This window comes from Bradyrhizobium sp. CIAT3101 (genome assembly GCF_029714945.1).
Lineage (GTDB): Bacteria > Pseudomonadota > Alphaproteobacteria > Rhizobiales > Xanthobacteraceae > Bradyrhizobium.
This window is the reverse complement of sequence record NZ_CP121634.1, coordinates 7,662,359-7,680,285: the sequence shown is the minus strand read 5'-3', so window position 1 is coordinate 7,680,285 and position 17,927 is coordinate 7,662,359. Positions and strand designations below refer to the sequence as shown.

Genomic DNA, 17,927 nt, shown 5'->3' with positions numbered 1-17,927 from the left:
CAACAGATGGTTAACAAATCCTGATTCTGGAACGCAAGTCCCCCCGGTGCAATTTTTCTCGAATCGCCCTAAGGTCTTGCGCTGAAGCAGCTTTCGTTATCCGGCTCCGTTCAAGTTCCACTTTAAGAGACGGGCCTAACCGACTCCCGCGACTCAGCCTTCTTCTGAAGGGGAGCCACGCTCAGTCACAAAGACAGTGACGCAATGATTAACGATGCGGGTAAACACGAAGTTAAGCGCCGTTCAGAAATATGGCGAAATTTAAGGGTTTCGCCATGAAGGCCCCGATCATGCAGGCGCGTCCCCTATGAAGGCCCTCATATGAAGGCGTTGGCTGAACAGATCGGCGACATCGACGGTGTCAATATCTATGGCCGTGTGGTCGGCGTGCGCGGCCTGATGGTCGAGGTTGCCGGCCCGATCCATGCGATGTCGGTCGGTGCACGGCTGGTGATCGAGACCGGCGCCAACCGTTCGATCCCCTGCGAGGTGATCGGCTTCTCCGGCAACAACGCTGTCGTGATGCCGTTCGCCGGCCTCGACGGTGTGCGCCGCGGCTGCAAGGCCGTCATCGCCAATGCCGCCAATCAGGTCCGTCCGTCGTCGGCCTGGCTCGGCCGCGTCGTCAATGCGCTGGGCGAACCGATCGACGGCAAGGGACCGTTGCCGCAGGGCGCCTCGCCGATGCCGTACCGCAATTCGCCGCCGCCGGCGCATTCGCGCAAGCGCGTCGGCAGCCCGCTCGATCTCGGCGTGCGCGCGATGAACACCTTCCTCACCTGCTGCCGCGGCCAGCGCATGGGCATCTTCGCAGGGTCCGGCGTCGGCAAATCCGTGCTGCTCTCGATGCTCGCGCGCAACGTCGATGCCGCCGTCAGCGTCATCGGGCTGATCGGCGAACGCGGCCGCGAGGTGCAGGAGTTCTTGCAGGACGACCTCGGCGAGGAGGGCCTGGCGCGCTCCGTCGTGGTGGTCGCGACCTCCGACGAGCCGGCCCTGATGCGGCGGCAGGCCGCGTACCTGACGCTCGCGGTCGCCGAATATTTTCGCGACGAGGGCCAGGACGTCCTCTGCCTGATGGATTCGGTGACGCGTTTCGCCATGGCCCAGCGCGAGATCGGACTGTCCGCCGGCGAGCCGCCGACCGCCAAGGGCTACACGCCGACCGTCTTCACCGAGTTGCCGAAGCTCCTGGAGCGCGCCGGACCGGGGCTGGGCGAGGGCGCCATCACCGCGATCTTCACCGTGCTCGTCGACGGCGACGATCACAACGAGCCGATCGCCGACGCCGTCCGCGGCATCCTCGACGGCCACATCGTGATGCAGCGCTCGATCGCGGAGCGCGGCCGCTACCCGGCCATCAACATCCTCAAATCGGTGTCGCGCACCATGCCGAAATCGGCCGATCCGCAGTTCTGGCCGACCATCCAGAAGGCGCGGGCGGTGATGGCGACCTACGCCGATATGGAGGAGCTGATCCGGCTCGGCGCCTACCGGGCCGGCTCCAGCCCCGAGGTTGACGAGGCGATCCGCCTGCACGAGCCGCTGGAGGCCTTCCTGCGGCAGCGCAAGGACGAAAATGCCTCACTGGCCGATGGTTACCGGCAGTTGGCGCAAATCCTCGGCAATTTGGAAACGGAACGCTAACTTTGTCCCGTCATCATCCGATCCCACAGAGTAGCAGAGCCGGTCTTGGCCCCAATCGGGCCAGTGGGGAGACCGGTGCCGTCCCACGTGCAGCTAAGGGACTTCTGGGGAGTACGAGTCGATGAAGTCACGTGATACCCTCATTCGCCTGAAGAAGTTTCAGGTCGACGAGAAGCGCCGCCGGGTCGCCCAGATCGAGTCCATGATCGCCGACTTCCAGCGGATGTCGACCGATCTGGATCGCGAGATCCAGACCGAGCAGGACCGCGCCGGGATCAACGACCCCGCGCATTTCGCCTATCCGACCTATGCCAAGGCCGCCATCCAGCGCCGCGAGAACCTGACCCGCTCGGCCGACGAGCTGAGGGGCCAGCTCGAGGAGGCCAAGGCCGCGCTCGGCGAGGCTTTCGAGGAGCTGAAGAAGGTCGAGCTCCTGGACGAGCGCGACCAGGCCCGCGAGCGCGCCGAGGAAAATGCCCGCGAGCAGGCCGATCTCGACAGCATCGGCCTGATGCGTTCCCGCATCGGCGCCGTCGCCTGACGGCCGCCAGCGGTCAAAATCGCTAGAGAATTTGCGAGCCCGGACCCGCAAGGTCCGGGTTTTTGCGTGCGCTGTCCACAGCGCGGCGCGCCGCCTCTTGGTGACGGGCTTGACCGCGCGCTATGGTAGCCGAGTGCCGGGGTCTGCGCGGATGCGACGGGCCTGAGCTTTGGGGGGCTGAATGCTGACGCCAGCAGAGCTGGTCGGGCTGATCGAGGCGGTGTCGAAGCGCGACCAGGCCGCGTTCGAGCGCCTCTACGCCGCCACGCGCGCGAAACTCTATGGCGTCGTCCTCCGTATCTTGCGCCGACAGGATCTCGCAGAGGAGGTCATTCAGGAGACCTACGTCAAGATCTGGAACAGCGCCGGCCAGTTCAATCCGACGCTGTCATCGCCGATCACGTGGATGGCGTCGATCGCGCGCAACCGCGCCATCGATATCGTTCGCAAGAAGACGGAGGCCTCCATCGAGGAGGAGCCGCAGGCGATGGATGTCGCCGCCGACAGTCCCGATCCCCTGGCGCGCCGGGAGATGTCCGAGGAGTTGAAGCGGCTGCTGGAATGCATTGGTCGCCTCGAGCCGGACCGTCAGCGGCTCGTGCTTCTCGCCTATTACAACGGCTGGAGCCGCGAGCAATTGGCGGAGAAATTCGCAGCGCCCGTCAACACGGTGAAGACGTGGCTGCGGCGCAGCATGCTGGATATCCGGGAGTGTCTCGGACTTTAGAGGATGATGGGAGTGTATGTGCTGACGCGGCGTCCTTTCTTCGCCTCTCCCATCGGGAGAGGTCGGATTGCATCGCAAGATGCAAGCCGGGTGAGGGGCTGCACTCTCTCGTGGGACCTGAACCCCTCACCCGATTTGCGCTGGACGATGCTTCGCATCGCCAGCAGCAAATCGACCTCTCCCTATGGGAGAGGTGAAGGAAAGTGATGGCCTACAGCGAGGACCATATCGCGCTCGCCGCGGAATATGCGCTCGGCACACTCGAGGCCGACGAGCGCGCGCAGGTCGCGACCATGATGGCGGTGGACCAGGAGTTCGCCGCGGTCGTGCAGGCCTGGGAATTCCGGCTCGGCGTCCTCAATCAGATGGTCGGCACGATCGAGCCGCGGCCGATCGTGTGGGAGAACATCCAGCGCGCGATCGCGCAGACGCTAACGTTGCGGGATTCGCTCGAAGCGCCGCCGGTGCCGTCGGAGGCGCCGCCGCCGCCACCACTGCCGGAGTTCTATTCGCCGGCGCCTTCATCACCCGAGGCTTCAACGACAGAGTCTTCGGCGCCAGAGTCTTCCACGCCAGAGACGCCATCACCGGAACCTCAGTCGCTGGACGTGCCGCCGCAGGCGTTGCCCGATTCCAACTCCGATGCCGTTCCGATTTTCCCGCCGCAGTTCGTGCCGCAGACCCATGCGCCCGATCCGAGCGTGACGCCCGCGACGCCGGCGCCGGTCGTCGACGGCAGCAACGTGATCCATCTCGAGCGCCGCGTGAAGCGCTGGCGCACGATCGCCTCCGCCGTGGGCGCGCTTGCGGCCGCCTTGCTGGTGACGCTGTCGCTCCAGATCTTCCTGCCCGATGCGCTGCCCGGCGCGCTGCGGCCCGCACCGCGCATCCAGACGGTCGAGCTCAAGGCACCGGCCGCGCCGCTGTCTTCGCCCGCGCAATATGTCGCGCTGCTGCAGGGCCAGAGCGGCGGCCCCGCCTTCATCCTCACCATCGACGGGGCGACCAAGAACTTCACGGTGCGCAAGGTCGGTGCGACGCCGGAGCCGGGCAAGAGCTTTGAGCTCTGGCTGATCTCCGACAGGTTGCCGCGCCCGCGTTCGCTGGGCGTGATCAGTAACGGCGACTTCACGGCGCGCCCGGTGCTCGCCGGTTACGATGCCGATGTCGTCAACGGCGCAACCTATGCCGTCACGGTCGAGCAGTCGGGCGGCTCGCCCAACGGCCAGCCGACCTCGGCGCCGGTGTTTTCCGGCAAGCTGATCGAAACCGTGCCGCCGTCCCAGCCCCAGGTTCCGGCGAAGAAGTAGCCGCCCCAACGGCGCATAATTGTCGCGACGGTCCGTTTCTCCGTCGCAATCCGACAAGTCTTGCTGAATCCACCTGTGATTTGAACCTCCATGCATGTCCCGGCGTCAAATGCCCGGAATTTGCAGTCGGCACAGCCGATCATGGTGCCGGAGAGGGGCTAGAAACCAGATGGATGCAGCCAAGCCGCCGGGCGTCTTTATTCACCAATATGCAGGCCTGCCGCAGGGGCCGGCGTTCGAACATTGGCGCGACAGGGCCTTGGGGGCCTGTGGCCTCGAGATCGGACCGAGCCAGGGCGACAGCATCGACTGCCGGTTGCAGATCAGCGTGGTCGACAATATCGCGCTCGCCATTCCCGAAGGCTCCTCCGCGCAATATTCGCGCACGCAGAGCGGTCTCGCCGACGGCAGTGACGATCTCGTGCTGATCGCCGCGCATGCCGGCCTCGTCAGCGTCCGGCAGAATGGCCATACGGTCGAGCTCGCGCCGGCGCAGATGGTGCTTGCCGACATGGCCATCACCGGCAGCGTCGGTCACACCGATGAGAACCGCTTCACCACCATTCGCATGCCGCGCCGCGCGCTGCTGGACATCAATCCGCGCGCCGAGGAGAAGCTGTCCCAGGTGCTGTCGGACGGGGTGGTCGCCGAGACCATCTTCCGTTATCACGCGCTTGCCGCCCACCACGCGCCGCATCTCGACGCCGTCGGCCAGCGCCTGACCGCGCAGCACATGGTCGATCTCGTCGGCCTCCTGCTCGGCACCGACGCCGAGCACGCGGCGCTCGCGCGCGGTCGCGGCCATGCGGCGGCCCGTCTCGATCTCATGCGCGCCGACGTGATGGCCGCGCTCGGCCGCAACGATCTCTGCCTGTCCGAGGTCGCGACCCGCTCGGGGCTCAGCCCGCGCCAGGCTCAGCGGCTGTTCGAGCAGGCCGGCACCACCTTCACCGAGTTCGTGCTGGAGCAGCGCCTGCTGCTGGCGCGAAAACTGCTCGGCGATCCCCGCGCGCGGGCGCGCAAGATCAGCGACATCGCGCATTCCTCGGGCTTCTCGGATCTGTCCTATTTCAATCGCGCCTTCCGCAAGCGTTTTGGCGCGACGCCCTCGGAGCTGCGCGAGGCCTGAGGCCCGATTTTGGGCAGCAGTCGACTGCTGCCGCAGTTGGTCGATCCGGATGATTGAGCTATATCTGTGCACGCGGCACAGATCGCCGGATGGTCTCGAACAGCGAAGTCAACGGACATGGCGCGTATCGTCGTGCTCGGCGCCGGATTTGCAGGCCTGTGGGCGGCCATCGGAGCCGCGCGCATGCGCGACGAGATGGGTGCGGCCGGCCGCGACATCGAGATCCACGTCATCGACCGCAATCCCTATCACAACATCCGCGTGCGCAATTACGAGGTCGACCTCAGCGAGGTTGCGCTGCCGCTTCCGCAACTGCTCGATCCGATCGGCGTCACGCACGGTCTCGGCGAAGTCGAGGCGGTCGATCCGGCGCGGCGCCAGATCGCGCTGGTGACGAGCAGCGGCGAGCAGACGCTGAGTTACGATCGCCTCGTGCTGGCGCTCGGCAGCGAGGTGATGCGGCCGGATATTCCGGGCCTCGCCGAACATGCATTCGACGTCGACACCTATGCCGCGGCGCTTCGCCTCGAGGATCATCTCACCTCGCTCGGACGCAGCGCGCCGTCGCCGGGTCGGTCGACGATCGTGGTGGTCGGCGCCGGCTTCACCGGCATCGAGGTTGCCGCCGAAATGCCTGACCGGCTGGTGCACGCCGGTATCACCGGCAGTCGCCGCATCATCCTGGTCGATCCCAATCCCGCGGTCGGCGCCACGATCGGCGACCACGCGCGCCCCGTCATCGAGACCGCTTTATCGTCGCTCGAGGTCGAGACGCGGCTCGGCGTGCGCATCGCGTCGGTCGAAGCTGCCGGCGTTCGCTTGAGCTCAGGCGAGTTCATCGCGACGCAGACGGTGATCTGGTGCGCCGGCATGCGCGCGAGCCGGCTCGCCGAAAACTTTGGGGGCGCGCGCGATCGCCTCGGGCGCCTTCTGGTCGATCCCTTCATGCGGGTCACGGATCTGCCGGGCGTCTTCGCCGCCGGCGACGTCGCCTCGAGCGTGGTCGATGGCTTACATCCGACCGTGATGTCTTGCCAGTTCGCCCGTCCCATGGGCCGCTTCGCCGGCCACAATGTAGTGGCCGATCTCGTCGGCCAACCGCTGCTGCCGCTGAGGATCGACTGGTACGTCACCGTGCTCGATCTCGGCGATTGGGGCGCGCTCTACACAGAGGGGTGGGACCGCGAGGTGCGCACGACCGGCCAGGCAGCCAAGGCGACCAAGCAGACCATCAACTGCAAACGCATCTATCCCCCGCTCTCGGGGCGCAAGGACGAACTGTTCGCTGCCGCCGCGCCAACGGTGCAGGCGCCGCCGCCGACTTATGGAGCGCGGCGGAGTTGAGCTGGACGGCCAGCTTATGAACTCCGCTATGTCCCTACAGCGGACCAAATCCCGCGTCACAGCGAACCGGCGCCATGCGCCAATTTCAGAAGTGACGGTGCGCCGCTGTGACGATCAGCTCGGTCGCTGATCCACCGAAGTCAACCGTGCAATGATTGTTCCCCTTTCAAAGATTGCTCCGGGAGCGACAACGGCGTTTGCGCCGAGCTTACAGTCATCACCGATCAGTGCGCCAAACTTGTCGACGCCGGTGTCGACGATCTCCCCTGCATGCAAGATTCGAATCCTTGGATCGGCAAGCTCATTTCGGAAATTGGCGACGATGGAGCCGGCCTCGAGATTCACTCTCGCCCCGACGACGCTGTCTCCGACAAAATTGAAATGTGCCAACTTCGATCCGGCAAACAAGAAAGAGGATTTAAGTTCGCTGCCTGGGCCAATGATGCAATTTTCCTCCAACCAGCACCCGCCACGGATGAGCGAGCCGGCGGCGATGAAGCACCTTGGTCCGATTATCGCCGGCCCTTTGACCAGCGCGCCGGCTTCCACCGTCGTTGTGCGATGGATTGCGACGTCATCCGACACGCAAAACTCTTCGCTGATCCCGTTCAAAAGACGTCGAACTGCCGAGACGGAGTTTGTGGTCAGCGCCCAGGGCGTCTTTTCAGTCAGCGCAGCCAGCGGCGAGTTGGAAAATGCAGCTATATGCTCGGTGAGACGTTGCATTTGCCCTCATATCCTGCGCTCACGGAAGTCCTGAATTGTGCAGCGGAACCTAAACGAAGCCAAGATTCCATTCGAGCCAATCCAGAGCTACTCACCGAGGCCGATGCGGCGGGCCATGTAGAGGTGGGTTTCGTAGTCCACCTCGAATTCTCCGCCGTGACGGTCGATTGCCTTGGAAATGTCATTGCGCAGCTCTTCGCGTATAGTTGGCGTGAGCATTCGAAACTCCGAGCGCGTACCCAGGAAATTTGCGTAGCTTGATGTCGTGTGCTGCCACTTCCAGGGATAGCAGCGGTGCTCCACCGCTCCGAACAATCCCGACTCGTCGAACCAGCCTTTGAATGGACCGCTGGGCAGGTACCAGGCCTCCGGTGGCGGTCCCCAGCGGCCCGTATGACGCAGGTATATGTCCTTGAACCGTTCGAGCAATGAAGCGGGCAGTCCTGTCGGAACATGTCCAAAGACGGCCAATGATCCGTCAGGTGAAAGCAACTTCGCCGCTTTCACGAATCGCAATTCTGGAGCGACCCAGTGCCACGACTGCGCCGCGACGATGAGCCGGAACGGTGCCTTGTCCTGTGACCACGCCTCGAACGTCGCCTCGACCAGTTCGACATTGTCAAAACCGGCGAGGCTCTCGCGCGCAGTGCGTACCATTTCGGGCCCAGGGTCGATTGCAACGATCTGCAGATCGCGCGTCGCGAAGCTCTTTGTTGCCTGCCCCGTGCCGCATCCGACTTCGAGAACGGGATCTCCAGGCTTCATGGCGGCGTACGAAACCACGTCGTCGACGAGAGCTTCGGGATAATCGGGACGTGAGGCCCTGTATGCTCCCGCGATCTGATCGAAAGTAAAGCGCTGCTCCATCGCGTGCTCCGCTTCATCAGGTTCTGAACCTAGCCGAGCAAAGCCGGTCGCTGTCAAGGCATCGTGGGCTCATCGACAAGCCCTTGCGTTGCCCGACGGGCAAAACATCCAAACCCTCGGTCAATCCGGGCTGTCGAAATATTCCACGTTGCCGAAATTCGGTATCGCGATCGTCGCGAACGCGGGCCGGGCGGCGGTGGGCGTTCGGTGCGAAGGGTTTTTACAGGGCACTCCCCAAAACAAGGCCTGGCAGGACTTCCGGTCAGCGCTAAGCGCTGGCCGACGTGGCCCGTATGCGGCCCGACCGGGCCGATTTGGCAAAGGCTTCGTGGTCCTGTTCGGTCTGCTTCGCGTAGCTCAGGGCAAACTTGGCTATTGCCTCATCGAGCGCTTCGCTCCGGCCGCAATACCCCGCAATCGTGGCGGCATCGCCCGATTTGGCATGCGCAAGCGCCAAGGCCCAACCACACATCCCGCAGTAGTCGGGCAGAGCTTCCAGATCCTCCAGAGCGGCTGAGCCCTTCAATTCCGAAAGCTGGCGAACGTAGAAATCCCGTCCGTCGGACTGCCCCCAGCCGAGGAAGATATCCGGTGAGCCCTGTGTGAGGCGCTGTCCCACCACGACCCTGCGCCCCTGATGGTCAAATGGAAGCTTGATGCCGATATGAGATGCGAGCACCGACGGCTGTGCTTCCTTGATCTGCAGGAAGAGCGGATCGTCGTCATCGACGCCCTGCAACAGCAGCACCCAGCATCTGGTGCCGACGCTTCCGATGCCGACGACCTTGCGCGCGTAATCGACCAGCCGGTATCGGGACAGCAGCAGCCTTCGCTCGTAGGTCATCGAGTCGATATAGGTCTGCAGCAGACGATCAAGGAACACTTTTGCCGACGTGCCCGATCCGCTGCGCGTCACACGTTCTATCAGAGGGATATGCTCGATGAAGCGGTGGGTCCCGTTCGACTCTTCAGTCAGCTTTTCGAGCGGCCGGATGTGCCGGACGTTGTCAATGATATCCAGGGCAATACGGCGCAGCTTCGGCGTCAGGCTGTCGAGCACGGCGCGTTCGTCGATCCGGTCATACCAGACTTCCAGAAAGCTCATTTGAGCGTATTGAAAGATGCGTTCGCGATAGACCTGGACACATTCGCGGACGGCTTGCTCGCATCCTGGCCTGTCGCCGCCAAGGCACCGCGTCGCGACGACGGCGCTGGCGGCCAGCCGCTTGAGGTCCCATTCCCAAGGGCCGACGAACGTCTCGTCATAGTCGTTGATCGCAAAGATCAAACTGCGTTCGGCCGAGGCATACACGCCGAAGTTCTTCACATGGGCGTCGCCGCACGCCATGACGGACGTACCGGATATCGGGATCGGCGCAAGGTCGCTCGCCATGATGGCCGCCCCTCCGCGGAAGAACGCGAACGGATCCTCGAGCATACGACCGTATCGGATGGGCAGGAGGTCCTTGACGCGGCTGGCATCCTGCCGCCTCAGAATATCGATTGGGTCGGGGCGGCTCGCCCGTGTTTCGTAGACCGCTTGCGTTGAGCGCGGGACCTGCTTTCGAAGCGCTTTTCCTGCCGACATGCGTTCGCTGACCGATGGCTGCTTGAGCAGAAAGCTGTCGATCAGCGCCTGTTCGCCATGTGCCTCGGTCATTCGGTAAAACGTCGAAGGTGGCTGCAGATCACCGGCCTTCATTCGCGCCTCCAGTCTTGTGGTCGGATGCGCCGGCGAAATGACCGGCTTGCCGCTGCCAGGCGCGTACGCCGTCGGTCGTCCGTTCGTAGAAGTTGATGGGGCCAACGGCGGCCTCTATCCCGGCTCGTCGCATTTCCTCTCGAATGGGGTCGCGAACACGCGCGAAGCCAACACCAATGTCCTTGGCGTGGAGTTCGCGGACGAGCCGCAGCAACTCATCTCCTCCGGTGATGTCGAGAAAGTCCACCGAGCCGAAATCGAGGAGGACCTGCTTGACGCCCGACGGTCCGGCGACCGCCGCCCTCAATCCCGCACCGATGTGGCCAATGCTGGCGAAGAACAGATCGCCGCCAATTCGCCAGATCAGCAACCCCGGAAATGTCATTGCTTCGGGATGGATCTGGACATCGCGATAGGCCTCCGTCCCCGGGAGTTGCCCGAGCACAGCCCCCTTGGGGCGGCTCGCGAGATAGACCAGCCTTGCAAGAGACAGCACGACACCAAGGCCGATTCCCTGCAGAACGCCCAATGTGAGCTCACCCAGGATGACAATCAGCATCACCGTGAACGACCAGCGGCTGCGCGCGAGCACACTGCGCAAATAGCTCGGCTTCGTCAGGTGCAGCATGGCTGCAATCACGATCGCCGCGAGTGCCGGCTCGGGCATGTTTCGGAACAGGGGCGTCAGCAGAAGCAGGGTGAGGAAGCACAATATTGCGGCGACGAGGTTGGCGATCTGGCTGCGCGCGCCGGCCGCCATTGCAACCGACGTTTTCGACAGGCTGCCCACGACGAGGAAGCCGCCAAAGAGACCGGTCAGGATGTTCGCGGGGCCGTGCGCAATCAGTTCCTGGTTCGGATCAATGTCGGATCCGTCCTGCAGGGCGGCTGCCTTGGCGGCGCCGAGGGCCTCGGCATAGCCGACCAACACGATCGCGAGCGCACCCGGCAGGAGTTCGCGCAGGATTGCCGGATCCAGGTTTGGCGCGATCAAGCTGGGTAGCCCGGACGGAATGTGGCCGGCCACCCGCACGCCGCTTGCCTCTCCGCCCAGGGACCCGATCACGACGATGGCCGCGCACATGACGACCAGCGCGGCCGGTACGCTAGGCACGAAATGACGTAGCCCCAGCATCGCCGCGAGACACAGGGCCCCGGTGAGGGTCGCCGCGGCCGAGATATCCGGCAGATGTTGCAGGACATGTTCAAGCTTGGCGAAGAAGTTGCCGGGAACGCCGCCGATGCCGATCAGATGAGGAATCTGACCGATGATCGTGACGTAGACCAGGCCTTCGATGAAGCCACGCATGACCGGCGTGGGAATGAAGCGGGCCACCCATCCCATGCGGGCGATGCCGAAGAGCAGGAACAGAATGCCAATCATGACGGCAAGGGTTGACGTCAACGAATTGAATTCGACCGTCCCGTGTGCTGCCACGGCGCCGATGGTCAGCGCGGAGATCAGGCCGGTCGCCGTGTCGGGCCCGACCACAAGCTGGCGCGACGTGCCGAAGAAGGCGTAGGCGAGCAGCGCTGGCACGATTGTGTAGAGACCCATGATTGGCGGCACGCCGACGATCCCAGCGTAAGCCATCCCTTCGGGTACCATCACCGCCCAGAGCGCGATGCCCGCAAGGGCGTCGGGCATCAGCCATTCGCGCCGATAGCCTGGAATCCATTCCAGCATCGGCAGGAGTCTCTGGGGCACCGAAGCATGGATGGAGTTTGCCATGTCCAAAATCCGCGACTGAGCGGCTTATTGAATTTTGGCCTTGGAACCGAACATTGATCGAGATCAACGGCTGCGATCGGTTCAAGACAAATCGCGCGCTCCATCGGTCGTGAAGTTCGCCCTGTGCGGACCTTCGCTCGGCGTCAGCCGTGTTCGATCTCATCGACGTGGGTGGTTAGCGCTGCTGCGAGTTGAGTCGCGTCACATGACTCTGTTGCGCGACGGGCAAAACACCCTGCATGCCGGTCAACCCGTGCGATCAAAAATATTCCGCTTTACCGAAATTCGGAAACAGCGTATGTGTCGCGGCAACCCGGCCCAAGGAAGAGGGGCGTATCGCGATCGTCACGACGCGGGCCGGGACTGCGGTGGGCGCGGGTTACATCGGCGCGAAGGGTTTTTGCAGGGCGGGCAACCGTGAGTGAAGACATCGCGCGCACGACCGGTGTGATCGGCGTACGGCAAAATCGTGTGGTCCTGGCGCCCGGAGCCTGTGCGCCAAGTCTTGTGGTGGTGCGTGCGGTCCAACCGGACCCTCGCATCAGTCATCTGCCGGGCGACGGGGGCAATAGTGCATCGCTCCCCGGGGAGATCACGACATAAGCCGTCAAACCACTGCGCAGGGAAGGCCGGATGTTTTGGCTTCACCTGTATGCCGCTGTGCAGATCTTCTGACTGTTACCTCGCACAGTGGACCGCGGGTGCCCAGCCGGCACCCGGTCTTCCCTGCGCCCTCTTTCAAATGGAGGGTGAGGCGGCAGAGCAAAGCTCGGGCGAGACAAGCCGCGAGAGCGCGAAGGTGTGTTTGTGAAGGGAGTAGGATGGGTAGAGCGTAGCGAAACCCATCACGCGTCAACGCGGAGGGGGCCTCGATGGGTTTCGCTGCGCTCTACCCATCCTACCAATCTACCGATCCGTCATTGCGCTACCCCAGACATGAGAAAGCGCCCGTGGGGGGCGGGCGCTTTCTGTAGTCGACTTGGGGTTGGGGTCGTCTACATATCCACGTGGCGACTTTGGGGGGCTGGTAAAGAGCCGCGTGAATTCCTGAAACTCGTGTCTCCTTAGCGAACGAGCGATGCGTTCGAGCTGGTGATCACGACCGGTTTGCCGGCCTTGATGACGCGGGCGGTTTGCGTCAGGCCGTCGTCGGAACCGGTACGTGCCGTAATGCCGAAACCTGCCACCGCGATCCCTGCAACGAGGGCCACGACCACAATCTTCAGGTGGGTCGAGCGATCTGCGCTGTAAATCGAGTGGTTCATGGAAGGCTCCTGCCGCCATCTACCCGAAGTAGTCGCCACCTTTGTTAGGCAGGTTCATGCTTCCGGTGCCCAACAACCTAGTATTGGGGGGATTCGTTCCCAAGGGGCGATCACAAGAGCGTGACACGACGTGAACGATCGCGATCAAAAACGAGGCTTGATCGTTCGATTTCGCAATTATTTCAAAGCTGTAATTTGCCTGGAGGGCGCCTTGTCGGCCTTTGGTCGACAAGGCGCCAGGAACTCAAAAACCATTTGCCTGTGGCTGAAAAACACACGGCTTCTTAAGGCAAATCAGATGCTTCCGACCGTTTTCAACCTCGCGCGGGGGTGGATCTCGGCCTGCGACAGCACGGTCGTCTGGGCCCGGAACCGTTCGACCAGGGAGCGGACGAAGGGACGAATTGCCGCAGATGTCACCAGCACCGGCGCCTCGCCTTCGCGGGCGGCGCGCTCGAAGGCCTCGCGCACACCGGTCATGAACTCTGACAATTTCGAGGGTTGCATCGCGAGGCTGCGCTCTTCGCCCTGGCCCACGATGGACTCGGCAAAGGCCTGCTCCCACCGCGCCGACAGCGCGATCAACGGCAGATAGCCGTTGTAGGACGTATTCTGTGCGCAGATCTGACGCGCCAGGCGAGCGCGGACATGCTCGACCATGGTCGCGGGATTGCGTGAGAAGGCGAGCGAGTCGGCGATGCCTTCGAGGATGGTCGAGAGGTCGCGGATCGAGATGCGCTCGGCGAGCAGCAGCTGCAGCACGCGCTGGATGCCGGAGACGGTAACCTGTGCCGGCACGATGTCCTTGACCAGTTCGCTCTGCTCCTTCGGCAGCTCCTTGAGCAGCTTCTGCACCTCGCCATAGGAGAGCAGGTCCGACATGTTGGCCTTGAGCAGCTCGGTGAGATGGGTCGAGAGCACGGTCGCGGCGTCGACGACGGTGTAGCCCTTGAGCGAAGCCTCCTCCTTGAGGCTGGCGTCGACCCAGGTCGCGGGCAGGCCGAAGGTCGGCTCGGTGGTGTGGATGCCAGGCACCTGCACCTGGCTGCCGCCGGGGTCCATGACCATGAACTGGTTCGGCCAGATCTTGCCGGTGCCGGCGTCGACCTCCTTGATCTTGATGATGTAGGTGTTCGCCTCGAGCTGCACGTTGTCGAGAATGCGCACCGCCGGCATGACAAAGCCCATCTCGATCGCGAGCGAGCGGCGCAGCGCCTTGATCTGCTCGGTGAGGCGGTCGGTGCCGTCGGGGCCATTGACGAGCGGCAGCAGCGCATAGCCGAGCTCGATCTTGAGGTCGTCGATCTTCAGCGCGGCGGAGATCGGCTCCTCGGCCGCGGCGGCGCCCGGGGCTCCGGGCTGACCGGCTGCGGGTGCGCTCTTGGCGGCTTCCTCGGCCTTGATGCTTGTGCGCTTGTGGTTGCGGGCGTTCCAGGCGAGCGCGCCGGCACCGGCGCCGAGCGCGAGGAACGGAATGGTCGGAATGCCCGGCAGGGCAGCCAGGACCAGCATGACCGCCGAGGACATCGCGAGCGCCTGCGGATAGCCGGAGAATTGCTTCATCAGCGCCTTGTCGGCGGCGCCGGAGACGCCGGCCTTGGAGACGAGCAGGCCCGCCGCGGTCGAGACGATCAGCGCCGGCACCTGGGTGACGAGGCCGTCACCCACGGTCAGCAGCGTGTAGCTGCGGCCGGCGTCGGCGAAGGACAGGCCCTGCTGCGCAACGCCGATGATCATGCCGCCGACCACGTTGATGAAGACGATCAGGAGGCCGGCGATGGCGTCGCCGCGGACGAATTTCGAGGCGCCGTCCATGGCGCCGAAGAAGCCGCTCTCGTCCTCCAGCTCCTTGCGCCGCTGCTTGGCGACCTTCTCGTCGATCAGGCCGGCGGAGAGATCGGCGTCGATCGCCATCTGCTTGCCGGGCATGGCGTCGAGGTGGAAGCGGGCGGCGACTTCGGCGATGCGGCCCGAACCCTTGGTGATGACGACGAAATTGACGATGATCAGGATGGCGAAGACGATGATGCCGATGACGAAATTGCCGCCCATCACGAAGCTGCCGAAGGCTTCAATGACGTGACCGGCGGCATCCGTGCCCTCGTGCCCGTGCGACAGGATCAGGCGGGTCGAGGCCATGTTGAGCGACAGCCGCAGCATGGTCGAGATCAGCAGGACGGTCGGAAATGCCGAGAATTCCAGCGGCGTCTGAATGAACAGCGACGTCATCAGGATCAGGATCGAGAGCGTGATCGAGATCGCCAGGAACAGGTCCAGCACGATCGAGGGCAGCGGCAGGATCAGCACCACCAGGATGGTTAGGATGCCGAGCGCCAGCGCGATGTCGCCGCGCTTGAGGATAGTGACGATTTCGTTGAGGGAGGGGAAGCCCGGCTTGGCGCTGCCTACGCCCTGTCCCGCGGTGACGTCGACCATGGTAGCTGCCTCCCCGCGCGACTGCCGTCCGCGCGCCCCAAACGTCTGCGCGGCGGCCGATGGGCCGCCGTTCCGAAAGTGAGGCACCGCACTGGCGTCCACGGGGGACCTCCCGTTTTACGCGGCTGACGACACTCGACTTCACCCGGCAATTCTTGCCGGGTGTATGGTTAGCAAAGGGTTAACGGAGGGGTGCGGCAGGAGGTCGGGCGGGGGTATTTCGGGGGCCTGGGCCGTCATTCCGGGGCGCCCGAAGGGCAGAGCCCGCAATCCATCGGGCTGCAAGTATCGAGGAGGAATGGATTCCGGGCCCGCGCCAAGTGGCGCGCCCCGGAATGACCGTCGAGGGGGCGCCCTATTTGGCTCTCTCCAGCTTCGTCACCGTATATCCCGACGCGGCTTCCTCGGCCTCAAACGACACCTTGTCGCCGACCTTCACCTGCTTGAGCATGGCGGGATCCCTGACGCGGTAGACCATGGTCATGGGCTCGTCCATGCCGAGGCTTTTGGCGGGGCCGTGCTTGAGCGTGATCTTGCCGGCGCTTTCGTCGATTTTCTTGACCTCGCCGCTGATGGAGGCGGCTTGCGCCAGCGAGCTCACGGTCAGGCCCAGCGTCAGCGCGAGTGCCGCGGTCATGCGCATGATCGGCTTCATCATTGTCTCCATTGTCCTCATTTCACGGTGACGTGGCCGACCATGCCGTAGTCGCGATGGTCGGGGATCAGGCAGGAAAATTCGAAGGTGCCGGCTTTGGTGAACTTCCAGACGATCTCGGCGGACTTGTTCGGTGCAAGCCGCACGCCGTTCGGGTCGTCGTGCTCCATGTGCGGATGCTTCTTCATCACCTCGGCATGCGCGAGATTTTCCTTCGTGGTGGCGAGCAGGAATTCGTGATCCTCCTTGCCGACATTGCGCAGCACGAAGCGGATCTGCTCGCCGCGTTTCACATTGATGTTCGACGGCTCGTAGGACATCTCGCTCAACGCGATCTCGATGGTGCGCGCCGGCTTTTTGGGGTCGCCGGGCTCGCCGGCCGAGAAGCCGTGATGGTCGTGCCCCTCATGCGCGAACGCGGGTGCGGCCGACAGCGCGGCCAGCGTCAGGGCGAGTTTGATCGTCTTCGTCATTGTGGTCTCCAGTTGGTGGTTCATCAAAGCGCTCACATCTTCATCTTGTGCGCGGGCGAGGCCGGCGGCCGCGCCGGCTCCGCCGCGGGGGAAGCGACCTCGTAGGCGACGGTGCCTTGCGGGAATTGATAGGGGCCGGGATCGCGATAATCGTCGCGGGCGAGGTCCTCGCGGATCTTCATCACCGTGAACATGCCGCCCATCTCGATCGGCCCGAACTGGCCGGCGCCGCTCATCATTGGCAGCGTGTTGTCGGGCGCCGGCATCTCCATGTTGCCCATCGCCATGCCGGTCGAGCCCATCACCATGGCGTCGGGCGCAAGCTTGCCGACCGCCCTGGCGAGATCCTTGCGCGAGACGCCGATCATGTTGCGCATGTCGTGTCCCATCGCATTCATGGTGTGGTGCGATTTGTGGCAGTGAAACGCCCAGTCACCGGGGTTGTCGGCGAGGACGTCGAACACGCGCACGGCGCCCACCGGCACGTCGGTCGTCGTCTCCGGATATTGCGCGCTCTCGGGAATCCAGCCGCCGTCGGTGCAGGTCACGGCAAAGCTGTGGCCATGCAGATGGATCGGGTGGTTGGTCATGCTGAGATTGCCGATGCGCACGCGCACCTTGTCGCCGAGCCGGACCGGCAGCGGATCGATGCCCGGAAACACCCGCGAGTTCCAGGTCCACATGTTGAAGTCGGTCATCTCGTTGACCCGCGGCAGATAGGTGCCGGGATCGACGCGATAGGTGCTCATCACGAAGACGAAGTCGCGGTCGACGGGGCGGAAGTTCGGATCGCGCGGGTGCACGACGACCATGCCCATCATGCCCATCGCCATCTGCACCATCTCGTCGGAATGCGGGTGGTACATGAAGGTCCCGCTTTTCTTCATCTCGAACTCGTAGACGAAGGTCTTTCCCGGCTCGATATGCGGCTGGGTCAGTCCGCCGACGCCGTCCATGCCGCTCGGCACGATCATGCCGTGCCAGTGCACGGTGGTGTATTCGGGCAGGCGGTTGGTGACGAAGATGCGAACCTTGTCGCCTTCGACCGCCTCGATCGTCGGCCCCGGCGACTGGCCGTTGTAGCCCCAGAGATTGACTTTCATGCCCTCGGCGAATTCGCGCACGACGGGCTCGGCGACGAGATGGAATTCCTTCCAGTCGCCGTTCATGCGGAACGGCAGCGTCCAGCCGTTGAGAGTGACGACGGGACGGTAGTCGGGGCCGCCGATGGGATGCAGAGGCGGCTGCATCACCGCCTTGTCCATGTGTGTCGCTTCCGGAATCGATGCGGCTTGCACGCGGCCGCTGACGGCGGACGCGCTCACCAGCGCGGCGGTACCCAAAAATCCTCGGCGGGAAAACATGCTGGCCTC

The 17,927-nt window shown here is 63.9% G+C and carries 15 protein-coding genes; 6 read left to right on the top strand and 9 right to left on the bottom strand.

Annotated features, from left to right (window positions below; genetic code table 11):
• Positions 1-321 precede the first annotated feature (321 nt).
• The 6 genes from fliI to QA645_RS35780 all read left to right on the top strand — a co-directional run bounded on the left by fliI (position 322) and on the right by QA645_RS35780 (position 6,698).
• On the top strand, positions 322-1,647 hold the full coding sequence (gene fliI / locus QA645_RS35805) for a flagellar protein export ATPase FliI (protein WP_254129009.1): 1,326 nt from the start codon (positions 322-324) through the stop codon (positions 1,645-1,647).
• A gap of 121 nt (positions 1,648-1,768) precedes the next feature.
• The gene (gene fliJ / locus QA645_RS35800) at positions 1,769-2,188 is read left to right on the top strand and encodes a flagellar export protein FliJ (protein ID WP_027532755.1); all 420 of its coding nucleotides are present in this window, start codon (positions 1,769-1,771) and stop codon (positions 2,186-2,188) included.
• A gap of 181 nt (positions 2,189-2,369) precedes the next feature.
• Complete coding sequence (locus QA645_RS35795; protein WP_254129011.1) at positions 2,370-2,915, top strand: sigma-70 family RNA polymerase sigma factor; 546 nt, start codon at positions 2,370-2,372, stop codon at positions 2,913-2,915.
• Between the two features lie 206 nt (positions 2,916-3,121).
• Positions 3,122-4,225, top strand: a complete 1,104-nt coding sequence (locus QA645_RS35790; RefSeq protein ID WP_283045915.1) for an anti-sigma factor — start codon at positions 3,122-3,124, stop codon at positions 4,223-4,225.
• 169 nt (positions 4,226-4,394) lie between these two features.
• Positions 4,395-5,354 carry an AraC family transcriptional regulator gene (locus QA645_RS35785; protein WP_254129013.1) on the top strand — a complete coding sequence of 320 codons (960 nt, stop codon included), beginning with the start codon at positions 4,395-4,397 and terminating at the stop codon, positions 5,352-5,354.
• A 117-nt stretch (positions 5,355-5,471) separates the two neighbouring features.
• Entirely contained in the window at positions 5,472-6,698 is a 1,227-nt protein-coding gene (locus QA645_RS35780; protein ID WP_283045914.1) for an NAD(P)/FAD-dependent oxidoreductase, read from the top strand.
• Between the two features lie 114 nt (positions 6,699-6,812).
• Here the strand turns inward: QA645_RS35780 and QA645_RS35775 are convergent, their stop codons facing one another.
• The 9 genes from QA645_RS35775 to QA645_RS35735 form a co-directional block, all read right to left on the bottom strand.
• The gene (locus QA645_RS35775) at positions 6,813-7,424 is read right to left on the bottom strand and encodes an LpxA family transferase (RefSeq protein WP_283045913.1); all 612 of its coding nucleotides are present in this window, start codon (positions 7,422-7,424) and stop codon (positions 6,813-6,815) included.
• Positions 7,425-7,511: 87 nt separating this feature from the next.
• Positions 7,512-8,291, bottom strand: coding sequence for a class I SAM-dependent methyltransferase (locus QA645_RS35770; RefSeq protein WP_254129016.1), 780 nt, complete (start codon positions 8,289-8,291; stop codon positions 7,512-7,514).
• Positions 8,292-8,559: 268 nt separating this feature from the next.
• Positions 8,560-9,993, bottom strand: coding sequence for a DUF2252 domain-containing protein (locus QA645_RS35765; protein WP_283045912.1), 1,434 nt, complete (start codon positions 9,991-9,993; stop codon positions 8,560-8,562).
• Positions 9,980-11,725, bottom strand: coding sequence for a SulP family inorganic anion transporter (locus QA645_RS35760; RefSeq protein ID WP_283045911.1), 1,746 nt, complete (start codon positions 11,723-11,725; stop codon positions 9,980-9,982). The genes QA645_RS35765 and QA645_RS35760 overlap by 14 nt, the downstream gene beginning before the upstream one ends.
• Positions 11,726-12,789: 1,064 nt before the next feature.
• A complete protein-coding gene (locus tag QA645_RS35755; RefSeq protein ID WP_027532768.1) occupies positions 12,790-12,990 on the bottom strand; it encodes a hypothetical protein in 201 nt (66 codons plus the stop codon).
• A 294-nt stretch (positions 12,991-13,284) separates the two neighbouring features.
• Positions 13,285-15,426: a flagellar biosynthesis protein FlhA gene (flhA, locus tag QA645_RS35750; RefSeq protein WP_283045910.1), complete on the bottom strand. Its 2,142-nt coding sequence runs from the start codon at positions 15,424-15,426 to the stop codon at positions 13,285-13,287.
• Positions 15,427-15,781: 355 nt separating this feature from the next.
• Positions 15,782-16,081, bottom strand: coding sequence for a copper-binding protein (locus tag QA645_RS35745; RefSeq protein WP_254129018.1), 300 nt, complete (start codon positions 16,079-16,081; stop codon positions 15,782-15,784).
• A gap of 17 nt (positions 16,082-16,098) precedes the next feature.
• Entirely contained in the window at positions 16,099-16,554 is a 456-nt protein-coding gene (locus QA645_RS35740) for a cupredoxin family protein (protein WP_283045909.1), read from the bottom strand.
• Between the two features lie 32 nt (positions 16,555-16,586).
• Positions 16,587-17,918, bottom strand: coding sequence for a copper oxidase (locus QA645_RS35735; protein ID WP_283045908.1), 1,332 nt, complete (start codon positions 17,916-17,918; stop codon positions 16,587-16,589).
• Positions 17,919-17,927: the final 9 nt, after the last annotated feature.

Bases quoted from the DNA above. Each gene is read 5' to 3' on its own strand.
- QA645_RS35745 (WP_254129018.1), bottom strand. From the start codon at position 16,081: ATGAAGCCGATCATGCGCATGACCGCGGCACTCGCGCTGACGCTGGGC.
- QA645_RS35755 (WP_027532768.1), bottom strand. From the start codon at position 12,990: ATGAACCACTCGATTTACAGCGCAGATCGCTCGACCCACCTGAAGATT.
- QA645_RS35760 (WP_283045911.1), bottom strand. From the start codon at position 11,725: ATGGCAAACTCCATCCATGCTTCGGTGCCCCAGAGACTCCTGCCGATG.
- QA645_RS35785 (WP_254129013.1), top strand. From the start codon at position 4,395: ATGGATGCAGCCAAGCCGCCGGGCGTCTTTATTCACCAATATGCAGGC.
- QA645_RS35780 (WP_283045914.1), top strand. From the start codon at position 5,472: ATGGCGCGTATCGTCGTGCTCGGCGCCGGATTTGCAGGCCTGTGGGCG.
- QA645_RS35790 (WP_283045915.1), top strand. From the start codon at position 3,122: ATGGCCTACAGCGAGGACCATATCGCGCTCGCCGCGGAATATGCGCTC.
- QA645_RS35765 (WP_283045912.1), bottom strand. From the start codon at position 9,993: ATGAAGGCCGGTGATCTGCAGCCACCTTCGACGTTTTACCGAATGACC.
- QA645_RS35735 (WP_283045908.1), bottom strand. From the start codon at position 17,918: ATGTTTTCCCGCCGAGGATTTTTGGGTACCGCCGCGCTGGTGAGCGCG.
- QA645_RS35740 (WP_283045909.1), bottom strand. From the start codon at position 16,554: ATGACGAAGACGATCAAACTCGCCCTGACGCTGGCCGCGCTGTCGGCC.
- QA645_RS35795 (WP_254129011.1), top strand. From the start codon at position 2,370: ATGCTGACGCCAGCAGAGCTGGTCGGGCTGATCGAGGCGGTGTCGAAG.
- QA645_RS35775 (WP_283045913.1), bottom strand. From the start codon at position 7,424: ATGCAACGTCTCACCGAGCATATAGCTGCATTTTCCAACTCGCCGCTG.
- fliI (WP_254129009.1), top strand. From the start codon at position 322: ATGAAGGCGTTGGCTGAACAGATCGGCGACATCGACGGTGTCAATATC.
- fliJ (WP_027532755.1), top strand. From the start codon at position 1,769: ATGAAGTCACGTGATACCCTCATTCGCCTGAAGAAGTTTCAGGTCGAC.
- QA645_RS35770 (WP_254129016.1), bottom strand. From the start codon at position 8,291: ATGGAGCAGCGCTTTACTTTCGATCAGATCGCGGGAGCATACAGGGCC.
- flhA (WP_283045910.1), bottom strand. From the start codon at position 15,426: ATGGTCGACGTCACCGCGGGACAGGGCGTAGGCAGCGCCAAGCCGGGC.